Source organism: Pseudomonas sp. 22515 (assembly GCF_052044625.1).
Lineage (GTDB): Bacteria > Pseudomonadota > Gammaproteobacteria > Pseudomonadales > Pseudomonadaceae > Aquipseudomonas > Aquipseudomonas alloputida.
The window spans coordinates 12527-13216 of the sequence record NZ_JBQENN010000049.1; the positions used below are offsets into that span (position 1 = coordinate 12527).

General features: G+C 56.1%; 4 tRNA genes. All 4 read left to right on the top strand.

Annotation, left to right across the window (positions count from 1 at the left end):
- Nucleotides 1–227 precede the first annotated feature (227 nt).
- Nucleotides 228–303, top strand: a tRNA-Ala gene (locus tag ACTJJN_RS26315).
- A 72-nt stretch (nucleotides 304–375) separates the two neighbouring features.
- Nucleotides 376–451: transfer RNA gene (locus tag ACTJJN_RS26320), tRNA-Glu, on the top strand.
- A 51-nt stretch (nucleotides 452–502) separates the two neighbouring features.
- A tRNA-Ala gene (locus ACTJJN_RS26325) sits at nucleotides 503–578 on the top strand.
- A 42-nt stretch (nucleotides 579–620) separates the two neighbouring features.
- Nucleotides 621–690: transfer RNA gene (locus ACTJJN_RS26330), tRNA-Glu, on the top strand.

The following is a 690-nucleotide window of genomic DNA, read 5'->3' on the forward strand; positions in this document are numbered from 1 at the left end:
TTTCGCGACACAAGGCCGCTCCCACAGGCATTTCCCTGAGGACCAAGTAGCCGGATTGAGTGGAGCAGGGCGGTAAGTGATTGTTATCTGTGAAAAAATTTTTGGATATTTTTAAAAATTAGTTTGACAGCCCTGCAATCCGAACTTAATATGCGCCCCGTCCACAGCGATGAACGAAAACGAAACGCCAGGCACCCAGCCAGCGGTTCAGTTCAAAGCGACATTGTGGGGCTATAGCTCAGCTGGGAGAGCGCCTGCATGGCATGCAGGAGGTCAGCGGTTCGATCCCGCTTAGCTCCACCAAATTCCGCTTAGCAGCCAAGGCTGATAAGCAAGACCGGGTCCAGCAACCAGGTCTTGAAGGTAAGAAGGTTCGTCCCCTTCGTCTAGTGGCCTAGGACACCGCCCTTTCACGGCGGTAACAGGGGTTCGAGTCCCCTAGGGGACGCCAGTTTTACACAAGCGATGTTGTTATGTCGCTGGGCCGCGAGGCTAGAAATCCGGGGCTATAGCTCAGCTGGGAGAGCGCCTGCATGGCATGCAGGAGGTCAGCGGTTCGATCCCGCTTAGCTCCACCAATTTTGCCGCGGTTCGCGTTAGCGGATCGGCACGAAGGTTACGTCCCCTTCGTCTAGTGGCCTAGGACACCGCCCTTTCACGGCGGTAACAGGGGTTCGAGTCCCCTAGGGG